At 72.6% G+C, this 18,644-nt stretch carries 19 protein-coding genes; 13 read left to right on the top strand and 6 right to left on the bottom strand.

Annotated features, from left to right (window positions below):
- Nucleotides 1–172 precede the first annotated feature (172 nt).
- The gene (locus TU31_RS06720) at nucleotides 173–694 is read right to left on the bottom strand and encodes an Lrp/AsnC family transcriptional regulator (RefSeq protein ID WP_107070632.1); all 522 of its coding nucleotides are present in this window, start codon (nucleotides 692–694) and stop codon (nucleotides 173–175) included.
- Nucleotides 695–898: 204 nt separating this feature from the next.
- Between TU31_RS06720 and TU31_RS06715 the strand changes: the two genes are divergently transcribed.
- From TU31_RS06715 to TU31_RS06700, 4 genes are all read left to right on the top strand, one after another.
- Nucleotides 899–1,738 carry an alpha/beta fold hydrolase gene (locus tag TU31_RS06715; RefSeq protein ID WP_042151766.1) on the top strand — a complete coding sequence of 280 codons (840 nt, stop codon included), beginning with the start codon at nucleotides 899–901 and terminating at the stop codon, nucleotides 1,736–1,738.
- Nucleotides 1,739–1,909: 171 nt separating this feature from the next.
- Nucleotides 1,910–2,923 carry an ATP-grasp domain-containing protein gene (locus TU31_RS06710; protein WP_042150657.1) on the top strand — a complete coding sequence of 338 codons (1,014 nt, stop codon included), beginning with the start codon at nucleotides 1,910–1,912 and terminating at the stop codon, nucleotides 2,921–2,923.
- Nucleotides 2,920–3,768: an ATP-grasp domain-containing protein gene (locus TU31_RS06705; RefSeq protein ID WP_042150655.1), complete on the top strand. Its 849-nt coding sequence runs from the start codon at nucleotides 2,920–2,922 to the stop codon at nucleotides 3,766–3,768. The genes TU31_RS06710 and TU31_RS06705 overlap by 4 nt, the downstream gene beginning before the upstream one ends.
- Nucleotides 3,769–3,922: 154 nt before the next feature.
- The gene (locus TU31_RS06700) at nucleotides 3,923–6,157 is read left to right on the top strand and encodes a terpene synthase family protein (RefSeq protein WP_042150653.1); all 2,235 of its coding nucleotides are present in this window, start codon (nucleotides 3,923–3,925) and stop codon (nucleotides 6,155–6,157) included.
- Between the two features lie 172 nt (nucleotides 6,158–6,329).
- Here the strand turns inward: TU31_RS06700 and TU31_RS39055 are convergent, their stop codons facing one another.
- Nucleotides 6,330–6,503, bottom strand: a complete 174-nt coding sequence (locus TU31_RS39055) for a hypothetical protein (protein ID WP_181018557.1) — start codon at nucleotides 6,501–6,503, stop codon at nucleotides 6,330–6,332.
- Nucleotides 6,500–6,673, bottom strand: coding sequence for a hypothetical protein (locus TU31_RS38475; RefSeq protein ID WP_158894275.1), 174 nt, complete (start codon nucleotides 6,671–6,673; stop codon nucleotides 6,500–6,502). The genes TU31_RS39055 and TU31_RS38475 overlap by 4 nt, the downstream gene beginning before the upstream one ends.
- A gap of 131 nt (nucleotides 6,674–6,804) precedes the next feature.
- Here TU31_RS38475 and TU31_RS06695 point away from each other — a divergent pair, with 131 nt between their 5' ends.
- The 4 genes from TU31_RS06695 to TU31_RS06680 all read left to right on the top strand — a co-directional run bounded on the left by TU31_RS06695 (nucleotide 6,805) and on the right by TU31_RS06680 (nucleotide 11,156).
- On the top strand, nucleotides 6,805–7,641 hold the full coding sequence (locus tag TU31_RS06695; RefSeq protein ID WP_042150651.1) for a helix-turn-helix domain-containing protein: 837 nt from the start codon (nucleotides 6,805–6,807) through the stop codon (nucleotides 7,639–7,641).
- Nucleotides 7,638–7,832, top strand: a complete 195-nt coding sequence (locus TU31_RS06690; RefSeq protein ID WP_042150649.1) for a DUF397 domain-containing protein — start codon at nucleotides 7,638–7,640, stop codon at nucleotides 7,830–7,832. The genes TU31_RS06695 and TU31_RS06690 overlap by 4 nt, the downstream gene beginning before the upstream one ends.
- Before the next feature lie 142 nt (nucleotides 7,833–7,974).
- Nucleotides 7,975–10,101, top strand: coding sequence for a nuclease-related domain-containing DEAD/DEAH box helicase (locus TU31_RS06685; RefSeq protein WP_042150647.1), 2,127 nt, complete (start codon nucleotides 7,975–7,977; stop codon nucleotides 10,099–10,101).
- Between the two features lie 296 nt (nucleotides 10,102–10,397).
- Nucleotides 10,398–11,156 (top strand): hypothetical protein, encoded by a 759-nt coding sequence (locus TU31_RS06680; RefSeq protein ID WP_042150645.1) that lies wholly within the window; start codon nucleotides 10,398–10,400, stop codon nucleotides 11,154–11,156.
- A 45-nt stretch (nucleotides 11,157–11,201) separates the two neighbouring features.
- Here the strand turns inward: TU31_RS06680 and TU31_RS06675 are convergent, their stop codons facing one another.
- Nucleotides 11,202–12,851: an FAD-dependent monooxygenase gene (locus TU31_RS06675; RefSeq protein WP_042151762.1), complete on the bottom strand. Its 1,650-nt coding sequence runs from the start codon at nucleotides 12,849–12,851 to the stop codon at nucleotides 11,202–11,204.
- A gap of 104 nt (nucleotides 12,852–12,955) precedes the next feature.
- On the opposite strand from TU31_RS06675, the gene TU31_RS06670 reads away from it, so the two are divergent.
- The 4 genes from TU31_RS06670 to TU31_RS06655 all read left to right on the top strand — a co-directional run bounded on the left by TU31_RS06670 (nucleotide 12,956) and on the right by TU31_RS06655 (nucleotide 16,316).
- Entirely contained in the window at nucleotides 12,956–13,681 is a 726-nt protein-coding gene (locus TU31_RS06670; RefSeq protein WP_042150643.1) for a TetR/AcrR family transcriptional regulator, read from the top strand.
- 4 nt (nucleotides 13,682–13,685) lie between these two features.
- Nucleotides 13,686–14,486, top strand: coding sequence for an Fpg/Nei family DNA glycosylase (locus tag TU31_RS06665; RefSeq protein ID WP_042150642.1), 801 nt, complete (start codon nucleotides 13,686–13,688; stop codon nucleotides 14,484–14,486).
- A 161-nt stretch (nucleotides 14,487–14,647) separates the two neighbouring features.
- On the top strand, nucleotides 14,648–15,586 hold the full coding sequence (locus tag TU31_RS06660; protein ID WP_042151758.1) for an alpha/beta hydrolase: 939 nt from the start codon (nucleotides 14,648–14,650) through the stop codon (nucleotides 15,584–15,586).
- A gap of 10 nt (nucleotides 15,587–15,596) precedes the next feature.
- Nucleotides 15,597–16,316: a helix-turn-helix transcriptional regulator gene (locus TU31_RS06655; RefSeq protein ID WP_042150641.1), complete on the top strand. Its 720-nt coding sequence runs from the start codon at nucleotides 15,597–15,599 to the stop codon at nucleotides 16,314–16,316.
- Nucleotides 16,317–16,430: 114 nt separating this feature from the next.
- On the opposite strand, the gene TU31_RS06650 is transcribed toward TU31_RS06655, so the two are convergent.
- Both TU31_RS06650 and TU31_RS06645 read right to left on the bottom strand, forming a co-directional pair.
- Nucleotides 16,431–17,075 carry a response regulator gene (locus TU31_RS06650; RefSeq protein ID WP_042150640.1) on the bottom strand — a complete coding sequence of 215 codons (645 nt, stop codon included), beginning with the start codon at nucleotides 17,073–17,075 and terminating at the stop codon, nucleotides 16,431–16,433.
- Nucleotides 17,063–18,244, bottom strand: coding sequence for a sensor histidine kinase (locus TU31_RS06645; RefSeq protein ID WP_042150639.1), 1,182 nt, complete (start codon nucleotides 18,242–18,244; stop codon nucleotides 17,063–17,065). The genes TU31_RS06650 and TU31_RS06645 overlap by 13 nt, the downstream gene beginning before the upstream one ends.
- A 187-nt stretch (nucleotides 18,245–18,431) precedes the next feature.
- On the opposite strand from TU31_RS06645, the gene TU31_RS39050 reads away from it, so the two are divergent.
- Nucleotides 18,432–18,596, top strand: coding sequence for a hypothetical protein (locus TU31_RS39050; protein ID WP_181018556.1), 165 nt, complete (start codon nucleotides 18,432–18,434; stop codon nucleotides 18,594–18,596).
- Nucleotides 18,597–18,644: the final 48 nt, after the last annotated feature.

Genomic DNA, 18,644 nt, shown 5'->3' with positions numbered 1-18,644 from the left:
AAGGAGCGAGGGATTCGGGCCACAAGAAACAAATGCTGCTGAGCGGCGCAGTAATGCTGCGTGTATGCGCGCGCTCACGCAGCTTTGCTGCGCGCTCTCGTCCCGGATTCCGCTTGTGCGGCCGGTGGCCCGGGCCTGCGGCGGCTGTGACGGGCCGCGCGCACCGGGCGCCTCAGCGGACGGTCCCTTCGGAGGACTGCCGGGCGCCCGCCTCCGGGCTGTCCGGCAGCAGATGGGACAGCACCATGTAACTGATCGTCTTGCGGATGAACGGCTCGGTCCGGATGCGTTCGAGCACCTCCTCGAAGTGCTCCACATCGGTCGCCCGGACGTGCAGCAGCGCATCCGCGCCCCCGGTGACCGTCATCGCCGCCGCGATCTCCGGGTGGTTGCGCACCACCTCCGCGAGCCGGCGGGGCGGCGCCGCGCTGTCGCAGTACACCTCGACATACGCCTCGGTCAGCCAGCCCAGCGCGGCCGGGCGGACGGTGGCGGTGAACCCCGTGATCACGTTGTTCTCCCGCATCCGGTCCACTCGCCGCTTCACCGCGGTGGACGACAGCCCGATCGCCGTCCCGATCTCCGCGAAGCTCGCCCGGCCGTTGTCGATCAGCGCCGCAACGATCTTGCGGTCGAGGTCGTCGAAGGGCACGGCCTTGTGGGTCACTGGGCCTCCCGATTGCTCCCGGTCCATCCCGGTCCTGCTCCGTTGCGTCGCCTCACGGTAGCGACACCGGGAGCGGAGGTGGACGGGGCCGCTCCGGTGGGCGGAGCGGGACGGTCCGGCGGCGTGGGACGACCGGGCGGTTTCCGGCGGCCGGGCGGTGGCCTTGCCGTCCGACGTGCGGGCAGCGGAAACCAGTTGCTCCGCACGGACGCCGCTGACAAGGTCGCCGCCATGCCCACCTTCTCCGCGCATGACGGAACCACGCTCGCCTACCACGTGTCCGGAGACGGACCCCCGCTGATCTGCCTGCCGGGGGGACCGATGCAGGATTCCGCATACCTCGGCGACCTCGGCGGTCTGGCCGCGCACCACCGGCTGATCAGGCTGGATCTGCGGGGTACCGGCGGCTCCGCGATACCGGCGGACCCGGCCTCCTACCGCTGCGACCGGCTCGTCGACGATGTGGAGGCGTTGCGCGAGCACCTCGGCCTGGAAAGCGTCGATCTGCTCGCGCACAGTGCCGGCGCGAATCTCGCGGTGCTGTACGCGGGCCGCCACCCCGACCGTGTCGGCAAGATGGCGCTGATCACGCCCAGTGTGCTGGCCGTCGGGCTCGTCATCACCGGAGACCTCCGGCGCGAGACCGCGCGGCTCCGCCACGAGGAGCCGTGGTTCGCCCCCGCGTTCGCGGCCTTGGAGGCGCTCGTCGCGGGCAAGCCGGCGGACGACTGCCGAGAGCGCATTGCGCCGTTCTTCTACGGGCGTTGGGACGCGGCGGCGCAGTCGCACCGGGCCGCGGAGGACGGCCAGCGGAACGCGGCGGCCGCGGCTGTCTTCGGCGCCGAAGGTGCCTTCGACCCGGAGGCCACCCGCGCGGCGCTCGCCGCCTTCGGGCGGCCGGTGCTGCTGCTCGCCGGTGAGGTAGACCTGGGCGCCCCGCCGCCTGCGATGGCGGAGTTCACCGACCTGTTCCCGCACGCCCGCCTCGTCGTTCAGCCCGGCGCCGGGCACTTCCCGTGGCTCGACGATCCCGGGCGCTTCGCGGCGGCCACCACGGCGTTCCTGGCGTAGGCGTAGGCGTAGGCGTCGGAGTCGGGCAGGGGCGGCCCGTCGGGTGCGCCCGTGGGCGAGCCGGGGCCCGGTGCGTGGGTGCACCGACCCCGGCGAGCCGCGCATGGGATCCTGGTATGTCATGGATCTGCCGGACGGTCGGTGGACGTGCGGCGATGACGAGGGTGCCCGATGAGACTCTGCTTCCTGGTGGAGGAGCAGTACCGCCATGACGGCATGCCGCTGGAGGTGATCCACCAACTCCGCGCCTGGGACCACCAGGTGGACGTGGTGTGGCCCGGCCGCTCGCTGATCCGGATATCCGAGGCGATCCGGGCCGGCAGCCACGATGCCTGGGTCCTCAAGACCGTCTCCGGCGGTCCGGGCCTGACGCTCCTGGAAGCGGCCGCTTCCGTCGGGCTGACCACGGTGAACGACGTCCGGGCCATCCGTGGCGTACGGGACAAGGCGCTGGCCGCGGTGATCGCCCGCAGCAAGGGGCTGCCGGTCCCGGTGACGTATGCGGCGGCCCGTCCCGAGGAGTTCGCGGAGATAGCCGAGGCGGAGTTCCCGCTCGTGGTGAAGCCCGCGGACGGCAGTTCCGGGCGCGCCGTGCGGCTGGTGGCGACGCCGGACCGGCTGCTGGAGCCGGGCGGCCCGGACGGACCGGCCGGGGGGCTGCTGATCGCCCAGCCCTATGTCCCCAACTCCGGTACGGATCTGAAGGTCTACAGCGTCGCCGGTGAGCTGTACGCGACCGAGCGGTGCTCCCCGCTGCACCCCGCACACGCGGTACGCGAACGGCAGGTGCCGCTGACGCCCGAAGTCGCCCGGATCACCGCCGAGATAGGCGCCGTCTTCGGCCTCGACCTCTACGGGGTCGACATCCTGCTCGGCCCGGACGGCCCGGTGGTCGTCGACATCAATGACTTCCCCAGCTTCCGTCAGGTGCCGGACGCGGTCGCCCGGGTGTCCGCCGCGGTCCTGGACCTGGCCCGGAACGGGGCGCGGGGGCGGGAGGCGTTCGGGGGAGAGACGTCCGTACGGGAGGACGCACCGGACACGCGGGCGGCCGGCCGGACCGGTGCCCCGGCCCCGCCGTCCACCGCGCGGACGAGCGCGGCGGCCGCCCCGCCGCCCCCGTTCACCGCGTCGCCCGTGCCCCGTCCCACCAGGCCCGCGGCGTCGATCGGCGGCGGCCGGTGAGGATCTGTCTGCTCACCGCGGACCCCGGGCATCCGCTGCTGGCCGCGGTCACCGGCCTGCTGACGCCGGATCACCGGGTCGAAACCCTGGACCCGGGCGCCGCAGGGCCGGGCCCGGACCTCTCCGCGCTCGCCGATGTCTATCTCCTCAAGGCACGGACGCCCCGGGCGCTGGCGCTCGCCGCGCTCCTGGAGGAGCACGGCGCACCGGTGCTCAACTCGGCGGCGGCGACCGCCCGGTGCCAGGACCGGGTGGCGATGGCAGCGGTGGCGCGCGCGGCGGGGCTGCCGTTCGCGGCCACCCGCGCCGTGGCCACCCTGGGGGAGCTGGCCGCGGCCGGTGCCCCGGACGGCCCGCTGGTGATCAAGAGCCGGTTCAGCCGCCGCCGGGACCTGGTGACCCGCGCCGACAGCGCCGTACGGCTGCGGGAACTGGCCGCCGACTGGGCCGAGGAGCCGGTGGTGGTCCAGGACTTCACCCCGAACAGTGGCTGGGACCACAAGCTGTGGGTGGTCGACGGGCAGCTCTTCGCCGCGCTGCGCCGCTCGGAGCTGGCCCCCGACGGCCGCGGTCCGAACCTGCCGCTGCCGGTCGGTGAGCTGCCCGCCGGCTGGACCGCCGCCGCGCTCCAGGTGGGCGAGGTCTTCGGCCTGGACGTCTACGGGGTGGATCTGCTCGATGCCGGGGGCGGTGCGCCCCTCATCGTGGACATCAATGCCTTTCCCGGTATCCGCGGCCAGGCCGGTGCCCCGGAGGCGCTGGCGGCGCTCGCCCTGCGCACCGCGGCGCGCGGCCGGGCCGGCGGGGCGGACGAAAGAAAAGTGTCACAAGTCAGCGAGAAATGAACCCAGTTGGTGTCGCTCCGAACCGAAGGGGAGTGGAGGCAGAAGCTCCTCCTCCGTAAGGCCTAAGGCGCCGGGCCCCGGGGTAGCGCAGCCCCGTCAGGGGGGCGTGATCCACCGCGCCTTCCTTCCGTACGCAGGGAAGAGGCCAGCAACGGTGACTCAGCCATTTGAATTGCCCCATTTCTATACGCCCCATCCGGCGCGGTTGAATCCGCATCTGGAGACCGCGCGTACGCATTCCAGGAAGTGGGCCCGCGACCTGGGAATGCTGGAGGGCTCGGGCATCTGGGAAGAGAAGGATCTCGACGCCCACGATTACGCCCTGCTGTGTTCCTACACCCACCCGGAGTGCGACGCCGACGCGCTTTCGCTGGTGACCGACTGGTATGTCTGGGTCTTCTTCTTCGACGACCACTTCCTGGAGAAATTCAAGCGGACGCTGGACCGGAAGGGCGGCAAGGAGTATCTGGACCGGCTGCCCGCCTTTATGCCGATGGACCTGGCCGCGCCCCTTCCGGAGCCGGCCAACCCGGTCGAGGCCGGGCTCGCCGACCTGTGGATGCGCACGGTGCCGCAGATGTCCATGGACTGGCGGCGGCGGTTCGCCGAAAGCACCGAGCATCTGCTCAATGAGTCTCTGTGGGAATTGTCCAATATCAATATCCACCGGGTGCCCAACCCCGTTGAATACATCGAGATGCGCCGCAAGGTCGGTGGCGCGCCCTGGTCGGCGGGCCTGGTGGAGTATGCGACCGGCGCCGAGGTGCCCGCGTCCGTCGCCGCGTCCCGGCCACTGCGGGTGCTACGGGACACCTTTTCCGACGCCGTCCATCTGCGGAACGATCTCTTCTCCTATCAACGAGAGACGGAGGACGAAGGCGAGCTGAGCAATGGCGTCCTGGTACTGGAGAATTTCCTGGACTGCACCACCCAGGAGGCGGCGGACGCGGTCAACGATCTGATCACCTCCCGGCTTCAGCAGTTCGAGAACACGGTCCTCGCCGAACTCCCCCCGCTCTTCCTGGAGAAGGGGCTCGATCCGGCCTCCTGCGCGAAGGTGCTGGCCTACGCCAAGGGGCTCCAGGACTGGCAGTCCGGCGGCCACGAATGGCATATGCGCTCCAGCCGCTACATGAACGGCGGCGGGGCGGCGGCCGACAGCTCGCGGCCCTGGTCGCCCTTCTCCTTCGGCGGCCTCGGCACCTCGGCGGCGGACCTGAAAACCGCCCTGGCCACGGCCGGTGCGCTCCGCCTCCGCAGCGGCACCCACCTCCCGCACCAGACGGTCGGACCGTCCCAACTGCCCGAGTTCTGCATGCCGTTCACCACCACCCTCAGCCCGCACCTGGAGGGCGCGCGGCTGCGGCTCATCGACTGGGCGCACCGTATGGGCCTCCTTCAGCCGCAGCCCGGTGTGCCGCTCTCCGACATCTGGGACGAGCCCGCGATGGTCCGGCACGATCTGGCACTGTGCGCGGCGGGCATCCACCCGGACGCCACCCCGGAGCAGCTGGACCTGGACGCCGCCTGGCTGGCCTGGGGCACCTATGCCGACGACTACTATCCGGCGGTCTTCGGCCGCACTCGCGACCTCGCCTCGGCGAAGGTGTGCACCGAGCGGCTGTCGGCCCTCATGCCGCTCGATTCCGGGACGGCGCCACCCGAGCCGGTCAACGCCCTCGAACGCGGGCTGGCGGATCTGTGGTCCCGTACGACGGCCGGTATGGCTCCTGAGGCGCGCCGGGCGTTCCGCGAAACCGTCGACACCATGACCGCCAGCTGGCTGTGGGAGATCGGCAACCAAATCCAGCACCGCATCCCCGACCCGGTCGACTACATCGAGATGCGCCGGGCGACGTTCGGCGCCGACCTCACCATGAGCCTGAGCCGGCTCGCCCACGGCCGGCGGGTCCCGCCGGAGGTCTACCGCTCCGGCCCGCTGCGCTCACTGGAGAACGCCGCCGCCGACTACGCCGGCCTGATGAACGATGTCTTCTCGTACCAGAAGGAGATCGAATACGAGGGAGAGGTCCACAACGGCATCCTCGTCGTCCAGACCTTCTTCGGCTGCGACTACCCGACCGCGCTGCATATCGTCGACGACCTCATGACCTCGCGCATGCGGGAGTTCCAGCATGTCGCGGCCCATGAACTCCCCGTCGTCTACGACGATTTCCAGCTCTCGCCGGAGGCGCGCGAGGCGGTGGACGGCTATGTCCGCGAGCTGGAGCACTGGATGGCCGGCATCCTCATCTGGCACCGCGACTGCCGGCGCTACCGGGCCTCCGAGCTGCGCCATCCGACGGGTTCGCCGGGCCGTCTGGGTGCGCCGACCGGCCTGGGCACCTCGGCGGCCGGCCTCTTCCGGTCGGCCGTGAAGGCCGGGTAGCACCGGCATTCCGGGACGAGGCACGGCGGCAGGCCAGGACCGGTCGGGAGGTGGATCACGCCGGATTCCACGTCCAGTGCTCCACCGTGCTTCGTCCACCACCCCTCGGGACTCGCCTCGTACGGCGTGCCCGCGAAGGGGTCCGCGGTGGCCTTCTCCGCGTCCAGGGGCCTCACGGTTCCCCCTTCCTCTCGGCCTCCCGCTCGGCCTTCCCCTCGACCGGCACGTCGTCGTGTTCCGGGTGCCGCCGCAGCAACACCCGGCAGTCGACGGCCTTCGACCGGTCACCGTGCCGCTCGGCCACCGCCAGCACGGCCCGCAAGGTGTCGCACGTCGTGCAGCTCATAGCGACCTCCCCAGCTGTCCGTGGCGCTGCCGCCGCGCGTAGTCCTGGTGCACTCGCGCACGAAGGTGCGTCAGGGTCTCGCTGTCGCTGTCGCTGTCGCTGTCGCTGTCGCTGTCATCGGCCCGTTCGGGGCCCTCCGGGTCCGCGTCTTCCGGTAAGCCGACGTCCACCGCTGCATCCTCTGGGCCACTCAACGCCCGCTCCTCTCCGTAGTCATTCCACTACCAAGGGCGGCCAGAGTGGCCTAGGGTCGGGAGTCATTCAACCTGTCGAAGGAGGGGGAAGCGTTGGTGAAAGCCCTGTGAATCGCAAGGAGTTGACGCCGGACAGTAGTCCGCAAGCCGCCTTCGGGGCGCGCCTGCGCAGCTCACGGGAGGCGCGCGGCTGGACGCAGGACGAGCTCGCCGAGCTGATGGGATATTCCAGTACGCACGTCTCGGCGGTGGAAACTGCGCGGAAACCCCCTACTCTGCGTTTTTCGCGCAGCGCCGACCGCACCTTCGGCACCGAAGGCACCGTGGACACGTTCGAACGGCAGTGGCGCGAGATCCGGCACGGCAGCCTGCTGGAGGGCTTCCCTGAGTACGTCGGCCACGAGGGCCGGGCGGCGGAGATCCGGCTGTACGAAGTGGGCATCATCCCTGGTCTGCTCCAGACCCCGGAATACGCGTCCGTGCTTGCTGGGAGCGCCGTCAAGCGCGGAGCGATCACGCCCGAGCAGGCGGACGAACGGGTGTCGCTCATCGCGGAACGACAGGCGGCGCTGGTCCGGACGCGCCCGCCGCTGATCTTCGTGGTGCTGGACGAGAGCTGCATCCGTCGGCCCATCGGCGGACCCGCCGTCATGGACGCCCAGTTGGCGCGGCTCGTCGAGTTCGCCGAACTGCCGAACACCGTGCTCCACGTCGCCCCGTTCGACATGGGGGAGCGCCGGCCATTCGATCTGCCGATTACGGTGCTGACGCTGCCGGACCGCTCACTCATGTCCTACGCCGAATCCGCCCAACGGGGCCATCTTGAACGGGAAAGCACCTCGGTGCTGCCCATACTGACGGCCTACCATCAGCTACAGGCCGACGCTCGCTCCCAAGCGGCATCAGTGGCCATGATCAATGACTTACGAAAGGGCACCCCGTGACCGATTCCCTCCGCTGGTCCAAGTCCTCGTACAGCAACAACGGCGGACAGTGCATCGAGTGGGCTCCGGAGCACGCGGCGGCCACCGGTGAGTTCCTGGTCCGTGACAGCAAGGATCCGAATGGTCCGCAGCTCGCGCTGACCCGTCAGGGGTTCGCTGCGCTCGTGGAGTTCGCCAAGTCCCAGGGGTGACCCGCCTCCCCGCGGACTCTTCCTGCCATGCGCCCGTGCCCCGCCCGTGCGCACTTCCGCGTCATGTGCCATCGACCTATGGTTCATGACCCATGTGGTTCATGGCCCATGCCTTCGGGGGCGAGCGGTGAGGGGGCGAGCGATGGCGGCAGGGAGTGCACCGGGCGGGTCGGCGGGTGCGTCGGCGGGCCGGCGGGCGCAGCAGGCCCGTCGGCAGGAGCGGCTGTTACGGGAACAGTGGCAGGCCGCCAGGGCGCGGGCCGAGCGCTGGGAGGCGGCGAGTGAGGGGGAGCGGCGGGTCGCCGCCCAGCTGCTGATGCTGGTCGAGCGGGGCTGGCGGCTGCTCGTGGACCGGCGCTGGCCGGGCACCCGCGCGGCCAATGTGGACATGCTGCTGATCGGCCCCGGCGGAGTCTTCGTCATCGACGTCAAGAACTGGCGGGCCGCACCGGAGACCTGCGGCGGCCGGCTGCGGGCCGGGGGGTTCTCCCGCGACGAGCACCGCCGCAAGCTGCTCGCGGTCACCAAGGCCGCCGAGAGCGCGGTGGCGTCGCTGGGGATGTCGCCGGTGGCGGTGCGGCCGCTGCTGGCCTTCGCGGGGCATCGGGTCGATGCGGAGCTGGGCCGGGTGCGGCTGCTGGGCGAGCGGGAGATCGGGCCGGCGCTGCTGTCGGAGCGCACCCGGCTGTCCGCCGAGTCCGTCCGTGCCCTCACCGAGCATCTGGAGCGGGTCTTCCCCGAGTACGAGGCGCCGGCCGCCGCCCCCACCCCGGACGCCGCCACTCCGGGCTCCGCCTCCCGAATAGCGGACGCGGCGTCCGACGGCCTCTTCGACCTCGACGGGCTGCGGGATGCCGCGCTCGACGAGGCGCGCCGGGCGCCCATCGAGCGGTGGATGACCTTCCTCGACCCGGACCAGCTCGCCCTCGTACGGCGCAACTGGGCCGGTCCGGCCAGGATCAGCGGCCCGGCCGGCACCGGCAAGACGGTCATCGCCCTGCACCGCGCCGCCTACCTCGCCCAGCGCACCAACGGCCGCATCCTGTACGTCACGTTCGCCAACAACCTGCCCCGTGTCCAGGCCACCTTCCTGAAGACCATGGCCCCGGCGGTGGCCGACCGGGTCGACTTCCGCAGCCTGCACTCCTGGGCACAGGAGTACCTGCGCGACCGGGGAGTTCCGGTCCACCTGCACAAGGAGAAGGCGGAGACGGCCTTCAGCTTCGCCTGGAAACACGTCGGCCGGAACAGCTGCCTGACCGAGATCGATCCGCAGCACCCGTATTGGCGGGAGGAGATCGACTACGTCATCAAGGGCCGCGGCATCACCTCCTTCGACGCGTACGCCGCGCTGCCGCGCCGTCGCCGCCGCGCCGGGCTGCGCCGCCCGCACCGGCAGGCCGTCTGGTCCCTGTATGAGGCGTACGAGGCGCAGCGCACCGAGCGTGCCGTCCACGACTTCAACGATGTGCTCTCCCTCGCGCTCGCCGAGGCGGCCGGCCGGATCGGGCACAGCGCGTACACGGCCGTCGTCGTGGACGAGGTCCAGGACCTGACCCTCGTCGGGGTGCGCCTGCTGCACGCCCTGGTGGGCGACGCCCCCAACGGTCTCCTCCTGGTCGGCGACGGCCAACAGGCCGTCTACCCGGGCGGGTTCCGCCTCTCGGACGCGGGCATCGACATCCGCGGCGACCGCGGCCAGGTGCTGCGTGCCAACTACCGCAACAGCAAGGAGATCGTGGACACCGCGCTCTCCGTGGTCGCCGAGGACGCCTTCGAAGACCTCGACGGGCTGCGCACCCCGGGCCGTCGGGACATCGACCTGACCTACCACGACGGCGAGGTGCAGCGCGCCGTCCTGCCCACGACCGCCGCGCACGACGAGGCGCTGCTGACCGCGCTGCGCGGCCTGACCCCGCAGGAGCTGGCCGGTTCCGCCGTCCTCTGCCCCGCGAAGCGCGCCATCGAGCACTACCAGCGCCTCCTCACCCGGGCCGGCCTGCGGGTCTGCTCACTGGACCGCTACGACGGGCACCCGGTGGAGGCCGTCAAACTCGGCAGTTACCGCCGTGCCAAGGGCCTGGAATTCAAGCGCGTCTATCTGCCGCAGCACGACACCCCGCCGCCCATGGGCACCCCGGACGGCCGCACCCCCGCCGAAACCGCCCACGAGCGCGCCGAACTGGCCCGTAGTCAGCTCTACGTCGCCATGACCCGCGCCCGCGACGTCCTCTGGCTGGGCAGCGTCCGGCCGGTGCGGGAGAACTGAGTGACGGGAGGCGGCCGGCGGCGCGGCGGGCGGGCCCGTACGGGCGAAGGCGAGGGCTTGGGAGAGGGCTTGGGCGAGGGCGATGGGGCGGTGGCGCGGACGGCCAGCCCCGGCCCCGTCGCCGGCCCCCGTCGCCTCTCCCGAACCGCCGATGCCACCCGTAATGTCCTGCTGCACGGTGAATCTCCCCTTCGGTGGGAATATCCCGAGAGGGCGTCGGGAACCCCACATGGCGACATCCCGTAAGGGCCTGGCCCAGGACCGGCCCGCCGCCATGGCTGACAGGAGTTCCGACTGTGCGACGCAAGACCGCTTTCCTTGGTGCGCTGGCTCTCACCGGGGGGCTCGTCGCGTTCGCTCCCTCCGGCGCGCATGCCATCACCGGCGTCATCACGTACCACACCCGGCCCGACAACCGGCCGCACGAGATCCTCGACCCCGGCGACGACCACTGCTACGGAGTGGGGGACGGCTACGGCGAGGTGGACAACGACACCCCCACCGACCTCGTCCTGTACAACGGCCGCGACTGCACCGGCTCCGTGGTGACCGTCGTGCCCGCCCGCGGCTGGCTCACCGCGAGGTTCGGCAGCCTCCAGCTGAGCTCGGACGGCCCCCGGGAGGAGGCCCCCTCCGCTGACGAGGACCGTCGCGATGACCAGGATGGTCGGGACGATCAGGATCGTGGGGACGACCAGGACCGTCGCGATGACCAGGACCGTCGGGACGATCAGGATCGTCGCGATGACCGGGACCGCTCGGACAGCCCGGACCGTTCCGACGACCGAGACCCCGCCGCCGATGACCGGGACCCCGCCGTCGGCGACCGCCCGAACCGCTCTGACGGCCAGGACCCCGCGGACCGCCCGGACTCCTCCGGCAGCTCCGACCCCTCGGACGACTTGGACCACTCCGACCACCCGGGGGACTCGCAGGACCTCGACCGCTCGGAGAACCGCGACCAGCCGGCAAGTTCGGCAAGTCCGGTGGACCCGGTCAACGCGGGGACCCCGGGGCGCCATGGACGACCGGGACGCCCGGGGGCGGCGGGCTGAGGTGGGGAGACGGGGCTGAGGGGCGGACGGCCCGAGGCCGCCGGGCTACCCCTGGGCGGGGGTACCGGCCCAGTCGGTCAGGGCGCGGTGGCGCTCGGTGCGGCGGTCCGACAGGGCCGGTGTGCGGGTGGCCCAGGCGATATGGCCGTCGGGGCGCAGGAGGATCTCCCGTACCCCGTCGAGGTCGGTGCGGTGGTCGTGGTGGGTGACGGTCAGGGCGGTCACCCGGGGACCCCAGCCCGGGGTGACGGTCCGCCGCAGCTGCTCGTCACCCGCGAGGTCCAGCAGGACGAACCGGCCGGGCGGGAGGAGCTCATGGGCGCGGACGGCCGCGGAGCCGGCCGCCGTCAGGGCGATATCGGGCATCCGGCGTCCCGCCAGGGCGTCGGCGTCGGTGGCGGTGGGCGGATAGACCGTGTCGAGCGCGGAAATCCGCCCGGCCAGGCGGCGGTTGACCTCCTCGATGCCCAGGAGTTCCGTCAGCAGCGTGCGCAGCGCGGCGGCCGGGCGCTGGTACGGGGGGAGCCGGGTCAGCTCCATCAGTAGCGTCTGGACCTCGGTGTTCTCGGTGACCGCGCGTCCGACCGGATGCCGTTCGGCGTGGTAGCTGTCGAGCAGTCCGGGCGGGGCCCAGCCGTGGATCTCGGCGGCGAGCTTCCAGCCCAGGTTCATCGCGTCCTGGAGCCCGGTGTTGAGGCCCTGCCCGGCGGCCGGGAAGTGGATATGGGCGGCGTCGCCGGCCAGCAGGACGCGTCCGGCGCGGTAACGGGCGGCGAGACGGGTGGCGTTGCCGAACCGCGACAGCCAACGGGGCCGCGCCACCCCGCAGTCGGTGCCGCAGAGGTCCACCAGGGAGCTGCGGAACTCCTCCGGTGTCAGCGGTTCGGCGGACGGTGTGCGCATCCGCCGCGGGTCGATGAGGACGAGCCGGGTGAGGCCGCCGGTCCGCCCCTCTGCCGGGCCGTTCGCGGGTCCGTCCGCCTCCAGCGGGGCGACCAGGACGCCATGGGCGCGCGCACGGTCGAGGGCTGCCGGGTCGACGACCGCGAAATCCCCCAGTACGCCGGTCAGGGTCTCGTCGGTGCCGGGGAACGCGATGCCGGCGGCCTGCCGCACCGCGCTCCGTCCGCCGTCGCAGCCGACCACATACCGTGCGCGGACGGTCCGCAGGCCGCCGCCGGGCCCGCGGACGTCCACCTCGACACCGCCCGCGGCTGCGGGCCCGCCCTGCCCGTCGCCGCAGCCTCCGTCACCGCCGGCGTCCTGGCGCAGCCCGACCACCTCGTATCCGCGCCGGACCGGCACCTCCAGTTCGCGGGCGCGCTCCGCCAGCAGGTGTTCGGTCCGGGCCTGGGCGAGGAACAGGGTGTAGCCGTGCCGGGTGTCCAGCGTGCTGAAGTCCAGCCGGGTGTCCAGTCCGGCGAAGTGCCATTCCGGGACGGTGCGGCCGTGCGACAGGAAGCGTTCCACCAGGCCCCGTTGGTCCATCAGCTCGATGCTGCGCGGGTGCAGGGTCAGCGCCCGTGAATCCCGCTGGGCCGCGGTCCGCCGCTCAAGGATCTGCACCCGTACGCCGCCCAATGCCAGCTCGGCACCGAGCATCAGCCCGGTCGGTCCCGCACCCACCACGAGCACATCGACCTCGTCGGCCTCGGCAGCGGCATCCCTCACCCGGGCCTCCCGCTCGGTCGCCATCTCGGCCTCGCTCTCGAAAGCGGCATCCATCGGCTGCCCCCGCCTTTCTGCCCGCTATTTAGTGAACGCTGTTCACGTGAACGTCGTTCACTATAATGAGGGCCATGAGCGCCGCGTCAACCCCCAGCCCGCACAGCCCTCCCGGCGCCCGGCCCACCACCACCGGGCGGGGCCGGCCCCCGAAGCTCGACCAGGCGCGGACCGTCGAGGTGGCCCTGGCGCTGCTGGACGAGGTCGGGCTGGACGCGCTCACCATGCGGCGGCTGGCTGAGGCCATGGACGTACGGGCCGGTGCGCTCTACCGCTACTTCGCCACCAAGCACGAACTGCTGACCGCGATGGCCGAAGTGCTGCTGGCCGACTGTCTCGACCGGCCGCTCCGGTCGCCGGAATGGAGCGAGCGGGTGGCCGAACTGGCCCGCCGGATGCGCACGGCGCTCCTCGGTCACCGCGACGGCGCCCGCGTCTACGCCGGTACGCACGCCACCGGCGCACACACCCTCGGTTTCGCCGACGCCCTCATCGGCGTGCTGCGGGAGGCGGGCTTCGCCGCCGACGACGCGGGCCGGGCCGCCCTCACGGTCGTTCACTTCACCCTCGGCCACACCCTGGAGGAGCAGGCCGCGCGCCAGGGCGCGGACGCCGGCCCGGCGGACCCGGCACGGCTGCGCGCGGCGGTGACCCCCGGCCAATACCCCCATCTCGCCACCGCGTTGCCGGTGTTGACCAGCACGGATTTCACCGCCCACTTCGAATTCGGGCTGGGGCTGCTCCTCCAGGGCCTGCGCGCCCCCGGGCCCGGCACCGCGCCCCCGGGGACCGGCGGGTGACGCCATGCCCGAGCTGCCCGACGTCGAGGCGTTCCGCGGAATCCTGGCCTCCTGTGCACAGGGGAGGCGCATCCGGCGGACCGAGGTGTACGACGCGGGCGTGCTGCACGGGGTGAGTGCCGGGCGGCTGCGCCGCGAGCTGACCGGCCGCCGGTTCGCCGAGCCGGAGCGGCGCGGCAAGTGGCTGCTCGCGCGCACCGACGGCCCCACCGTGCTGCTGCACTTCGGGATGACCGGTGAGCTGGTGTGCGCCACCCCCGCCGAACCGGTGCACGCCCATGACCGGGTGGTGTTCACGGTGACCGGCGGACGCCAGCTGCGCTACCGCGACCAGCGGAAACTCCAGGGCCTGTGGCTGGTCGACGAGGCCGGGCTGGACCGGATGCTGCGCGACCAGGGGCCGGATGCGGCGACGCTGACCCGTCAGGGGCTCGGGGCGGTGCTCGCCGGGCGGCGCGGCAGCCTCAAGCCGGTCCTCATGGACCAGTCGGCACTGGCCGGGCTCGGCAATCTGCTCGTCGACGAGATCCTGTGGCGCGCCCGGCTGCACCCCGCCCGACGGGCCGGTGCGCTCTCCGCCGACGAGCACGGCCGGCTGTACACGGAGCTGCGCCGCACCCTGCGGTCGGCGGTCCGCGCGGGCCGCGTACCGCCGCGCGGATCCTGGCTCACGGGACGCCGCGACGACCCCGTGGCGAGCTGCCCGCGCTGCGGCACGGCGCTGTGCCGGAAGCGTCTCGCGGGCCGCGGCACGGTGTGGTGCCCCGACTGCCAGCCCGACGGGACCGCCGGGGGCGAGACCTGAACTCCGTTCCGCCGCACGGCGCCTGGTGCCGTGCACGCGGTCAGCGGAGCGGGGCGGTGACGCGGCAGGCGGCAGGCGGCAGGCGGCAGACAGAAGTGTGGCGCGGCTCACCAGGAAAGGGTGACAGGGCGTTGTCGCGGACGGCTGCGAGCGTGGGCGGTATGACGCTCACCGATGAGGACTGCCTCGCCGAGACCCTGGCATTCAACAAGCAATTCGAGGCCGCAGCCGCGAGCCGCCCGGCGCGCGAAGGGACGCCGGACGCAGCCCTGCTGGCCACCCTTCGGCGCAACCGGCTCGGTGGCGACACACCACCGGTAAGGCTGCCGCACGGCCAGGACCGCGTCATCGCGGGCGGAGTGACGGTACGGATCTTCGTGCCGGATCACGTGGAAGGCGTCTATCTGCACTTCCACGGAGGCGGCTGGGCGTTCGGTGCCGCGGACGGACAGGACGAGCGGCTGTGGCGACTCGCCGAGCAGGCCCGGCTGGCCGTGGTCAGCGTGGACTACCGCCTCGCGCCGGAACACCCGTTCCCCGCCGGGCCCGACGACTGCGAGACGGCCGCCCGGTGGCTGGTGCGGCACGCCGCGGCCGAGTTCGGCACCCAACGGCTGCTGGTCGGGGGCGAATCGGCCGGTGCCCACCTCGCTGTCGTGACGCTGCTGCGCCTTCGCGACCGGCACGGCATCACCGGCGCGTTCCGGGCCGCCCATCTGCTCTTCGGCCCCTACGACCTGTCCATGACGCCGAGCCAGCGCGCGTTCGGATCAAAGCGGCTGCTGAGCAATACGGACACGCTGCGGCGGAGCTACGAGCTGTTCACACCCGGCACGGGGCCGGAACAACGCCGTGACCCCGAGGTCTCACCGCTCTTCGCCGACCTTGCCGGTCTGCCACCCGCACGGATCGTCGTCGGTACCGAAGATCCGCTGCTGGACGACTCGCTGTTCCTGGCCGGGCGGTGGCAGGCGGCCGGTGCGCCCGTACACCTCGGTGTCGTCGCCGGCGCCATGCACGGCTTCACCCTCTTCCCGCTGACCATCACCGAGCGCGAACTGCGGCGCGAACGGGAATTCCTGTCCACCACGGGACGGTAGCGTCGCCCGGATGAACCGCACTGCCCGGCTCTATGCGCTGGTGGAAGAGTTGCGTGCGGCGGCGCCGCGGCCGCTGACGGTCGCGGCGCTCGCCGCGCGGTTCGAGGTGAGCACGCGCACGGTGCAGCGCGACCTCCAGGCGCTGATGGAGACCGGTGTCCCGGTACGCACCACCCCCGGGCGGGGCGGCGGCTGGTCGATCGACCCGGAAATGACCCTGCCCCCGATCCACTTCACCACCGAGGAAGCCTCGGCCCTGGCCGTCGCCCTGGCCGCGGCCGACGCCGCCGCCCCGTACGCCGCCGCGGCCCGCACGGCGGCCCAGAAGATCGCGGCTTCGCTGTCCGGCCCCGCCTCGGCGGCCGCACAGCAACTCGCCGCCCGGATCGTCACGCTGCCCCCGCCCGCCCACACCACGGTCCGCACCGCGGTGGAACAGGCCCTCACCACCCACACGGTGCTGCGGCTGTCCTACACCGACGCGGCAGGACGCGTAAGCGACCGCGCGGTGGAACCGGCCGGACTGCTCACCGCAAACGGCAAGTGGTACCTCATCGCCTGGTGCCGCACCCGCCGGGCCGGCCGGGGCTTCCGGCTGGACCGCATCACCGCGGCGGTTCCCACTACGGAGCAGGCATCGCCCCACGACCTGACCGCACTCCTGCGCGCCTCGGCGGCGGCCGACGCGGTACGGCCCGCCACGCTGGCTCCCCTCACCTCCCCGCGTTGAGAAACCGGGGCACCGCTGCGGACCCGCCCCGGCCCATCTTCCGCACCCCGGACGGAACTTCGCGGCCCGCCGCAGCCCGCCCTTCGCCCCCGGACGGGACGTCACGTCCCCGCCCTACCCCCCGTTCAGATACGCCAGCACCGCCAGCACCCGCCGATGGCCGCTGTCGCCCGCCGGCAGGCCCAGCTTCGCGAAGACATTGCCGATGTGTTTGCTGACCGCCCGGTCCGACACCACCAGCAGCCGGGCGATCGTGGTGTTGTCCCGGCCCTCCGCCATCAGGTGCAGCACCTCCCGTTCGCGCGGGGTCAGTGTGTCGAGCGGATCGTCGCGGCGCCGGGTCATCAGCTCCGTGACCACCTCCGGGTCCAGCGCGGTGCCGCCCGCCGCGACGCGTTCCAGCGCGTCCAGGAACTCGTCGACCCGGCCCACCCTGTCCTTCAGCAGATAGCCGACGCCGCTCGCGCCACCGCTCAGCAACTCCGCGGCGTAGGTCTCCTCCACGTACTGGGACAGTACGAGCACCGGCAGCCCGGGGATCTCCCGGCGGGCCGCCAGCGCCGCCCGCAAGCCCTCGTCGCGGAAGCCGGGCGGCATCCGGACGTCCAGCACGGCGGCGTCCGGACGGTGTTCGAGGAGTGCGGGCAGCACCTCGGGCCCGCTGGCCGCCACCGCCGCCACCTCGTGTCCCGCGGAGGTCAGCAGCAGCACCAGCCCCTCCCTGAGCAGGGCGTTGTCCTCGGCGATCACCACACGCACGGCAGCTCCACATCGATCACGGTCGGGCCCCCGGCGGGGCTGGTCACTTCCACGGTCCCGTCGAGCGCCGCGACCCGGCGCCGGATGCCGAGCAGCCCACTGCCGCCCGAGGCCCCCGGAGAGCGGGTCTCCGCGCCACCGCGCCCCTCGTCACGTACCGACAGCGTCAACCGGCCGGGCCCGCGGGCCAGTTCCACCCGGGCCCGGTCCGACCCGCTGTGTTTGGCGGCGTTGGTCAGGGCCTCGGCGACGACGAAGTACGCGGCCGCCTCGACCGCGGCCGGTGCGCGCGGGCCCTCCGCCAGCCCGTCCTCGCACACCGCCACCTCCAGACCGCTGCTCGCCGCGAGCGCCCGCACCGCTCCCACCAGGCCCCGGTCGGTGAGGATCGGCGGATGGATGCCGCGGACGACCTGACGCAGCTCGGTGAGGGCCTCTTCGGCCTGGTTCTGTGCGTCGTCGAGGAGCGTGCGGGCCGCCTCGGGGTCCTTGTCGTAGGCCCGCCGGGCCAGCCCCACCCGCATCGAGAGCGCCACCAGCCTGGCCTGGGTGCCGTCGTGCAGATCCCGCTCGATACGCCGCAGTTCGGCGCCGTGCGCGGCGACGGCACCGGCCCGGGTCACGGTCAGCTCCTCGACCCGCTCGGCGAGCCGGGCCCGGTGCGCGCTGTCCGGCGAGGGCCGCAGCAGCGCATGCGACCAGGCCGCGTCGAGGTCGGCGAGGCGTCCGATCAGCGGCAGGACGACGGCCCGGTGCCGCAGCAGCCCGCACCACACCCCGTCGACGAGCAACCCGACGGCCCACAGCGGCAGCGCGAGATACGCCAGCAGCCAGCCGTAGCCGAAGTGGGCGGCGAGCCAGCGCAGATCCCGGTAGGTGCCCGGGTCCGTGAGCGCGGTACGCACCCGCGCCAACAGGCCACCGGTGAGCGGCAGATACGCCTCCGGCACCGGCACCCCCGTCCAGGCCGCCACCCGCCGCCGCTTGAACCCGGCCATCCGGCGCAGCAGCAGAACCGTCTCGGGCAGCACGCCCGCGCCGACCACGATGACCGTCACCACGGCGGTGAACAACAGCAGCCCGAGGAAGAGATACGACAGCAGCGCCAGCCCGCCCGCCGTCATCAGCTGAGCCGTGGCCCGCCCCGCCCGCCGCACCGTCTCCCCCATGGGCTCAGGCTAAGGGACCGTCACCGGGGGCGCGGGCGGGTGCGCTCCCCGGCCGGGGTGTAGCGCGCTACACCCCGCATTCGGGAGGGCGCTCCCTCGAACCGGCGGTCAGCGGCGGGCAATCTGGGCGCAGCGATACCCGCCTCGGCCCGGTGCGGCGGGTGACCCTCCGGAAGGAAGAACTCCCATGAAGGCCCTGCTCTGGTGCGTGCTCGTGCTCGCCCTCCTCTTCAATGTCGCCACCAGCTTCGCCTTCGACGGGGTGCAGCAGGTGCTGGTCAGCGTCGGCAGCGGGGTCGTGGTGATCGGGTCGGCGGTGGGGCTGTTCCTGATGCGCACGAAGCGGTCCTGATGCGCACCAAGCGGTGCTGAGGCGGGCGGTTCGGTGTTGAGGTGGGCG

Origin of the sequence: Streptomyces lydicamycinicus, from assembly GCF_000829715.2 — a bacterium.
Classification (GTDB): Bacteria; Actinomycetota; Actinomycetes; order Streptomycetales; family Streptomycetaceae; genus Streptomyces; species Streptomyces lydicamycinicus.
The sequence above is the reverse complement of the archived record's forward strand: the minus strand, read 5'-3'. Positions and strand labels throughout refer to the sequence as shown.